We start from the raw sequence: 2,034 nt of genomic DNA on the forward strand, positions 1-2,034 counted from the left end.
GAGTCGTAGCGATAGTCGACCTGGATGCCGTCGGGCAGGGTCTTGGTCAGCAACCGTCCGGCCGAGTCCCGTTGATACCCCGTAACCCGCTGCGAGCCGTCATCGCCGAACTCGGTTTTCTCCAGCAAATGACCGTTGAGGTCGTAGACGTACGCGGTGCGGCGGCCGTCGAAGCCGGTTTCCTGTCGGATCAATCCGTTGGGTGTGTAGTCCAGGCGATATGTTTCGCCAGATTCGTTTTCGATTTCCGTGAGCAACAGCTGCGCGTTGTCATAGCGGTACTGGAGCTGGGTGCCGTCGGGGTTGATCCGGCGGCTGACCAGGTGCAGGTCGTCGACGTATTCATAGCGGGTGATGCGGTCCAGCTCATCGCGTTCGGCGGTGATCTTGCCGTAGGCGTTGTAGCTATAGGCGCGGCTGGCGCCAGTAGGAAGGGTCGTCTGGATCAGTCGGCCAATGGCATCCCATTGGTACTTCGTGATCGCACCGTGTTCGTCCTGACAGGTCGCCTGCCGTCCCAGCGCATAGTAGGAAAAGCGTCGCTGCCCGCCATCCGGCAGCGTTTCCTCGAGCAACTGCCCCAAGGCATTCCAGACGAACACATGCCGACTGGTGTCCGGGTAGCGGATCGACAGCAGCCGACCTTGTTCGTCGTAGTGATAGTGGGTGACCTGCCCGTCCGGATCGGTGGCTTCGGTAACATCCCCCTGCGCATTGCGCTGATACTTCCACATCGCGTTGCCGCGATAGCGCGCATGCAGGAAACCGTTGCGGTATTCGTAGGCCGTTGGCTCGTCTTCCGGCGGAATCAGCGCCACCAACCGTCCGACTTCGTCATAGCGGTATTCAGTGACGGCCCCGAGCGGATCCTGCTCGGCCACCAACCGCCCCTGCTCGTCATAAGCCTTGAGGTGTTCGCCACCATCCAGCTCGACCTTGCGCACCAGCCGCGCCCGGTCGTCATGGACATAAACCTCTTCGCTGCCGTCGATGTTCTGGACGGTGACGCTGCCCTCGTCATCCCAGACATAACGCGTGTCCATCTGCGAAAACGACGCCCAGTGGCGAACACATCTGGCAGCCTTGCCGGACCGTTCCCACTCCCAGAAAAAACTCGCCCCACCGGCCAATTGCCGCTGCAGGATCACGTGCTGATCGTCGTAGTCGTAGCGTTCGCTCTCGCCGGCGGCGTTGCTCGCCTCGATCAGTTGATCGCATTCGTCGTAGCGGTAACTGACCAGCGTTTGCTCGGTGTGCCAGGCCTCGGCGAGGGTCTGCGCCGGGACAAAAACCTGATAGTCGACGGCGATCAGGTGGGCGCGGTCATAGCGCAACAGCAGCGAACGGCCAGCTCCGTTGTCGAGGCGTTGAATGCGCTCCTGGCGGTCGCGGGTGATGCGCAAACGGTTGTCGTACGCGTCGCTGATTGCCGTCAGCCGACCGTTATGAAAGTGATAAAAACGTGCGTCGTCGCCAGCCTGGGAGAGGATCAGTTCTTCGGGCTCGTCGCCGAGATAAATCGCCGCGCGCGAGAGGCTGTTATGGATCGCCGGGCGTTCGTGGTTCGGCAGCGGGAAAGTGGTGCGGCGGTTTTCGTGGTCGATCCAGATGACGCTGTCGCCCTCGATCTCCAGCCGATGGGCGAGCGAATGACTCCAGCCAAAACCGAGGCCGCAGTCGATCTCGGCAGCGCTGGTGCGATAGAGCCGGGTGAAGTCGAACGGCAGGATGCCGTCCAGCACACCGTCGGTGAGGGTCAGCAGTTCTTCGCCGGTGACCATCGATACCGGGCAGCCATTTTTGCAGGTCGACGGCGCGCAAGTGGCGCTGTCGCCGTTGGGGTTTTTCGCTTGATCGGGGGAGTCGTCGTGGTGTTCGTCTTTCTTCAGCGCAGCGTTGCGACGTGCGCTCCAGCTCAATTGCATCCGGCCTTTTTTCATGCCCGCCGCGATGCCACGCGCGGCGACTTTTTTGTAGCGGTCGACGTAGCTGATGAAGGTATTGATGATCGTGAAAATCGCCTTCACGAGGCGC

Annotated in this window: 1 protein-coding gene; it reads right to left on the bottom strand. The window is 61.4% G+C overall.

Annotation, left to right across the window (positions count from 1 at the left end; all coding sequences use genetic code 11):
- A partial coding sequence (locus AACY49_RS29455) for a DUF6531 domain-containing protein (protein ID WP_339527683.1) occupies positions 1–2,034 on the bottom strand: 2,034 nt, incomplete at both ends.

It is taken from the genome of Pseudomonas sp. EL_65y_Pfl2_R96 (assembly GCF_963970905.1).
Taxonomy (GTDB): domain Bacteria; phylum Pseudomonadota; class Gammaproteobacteria; order Pseudomonadales; family Pseudomonadaceae; genus Aquipseudomonas.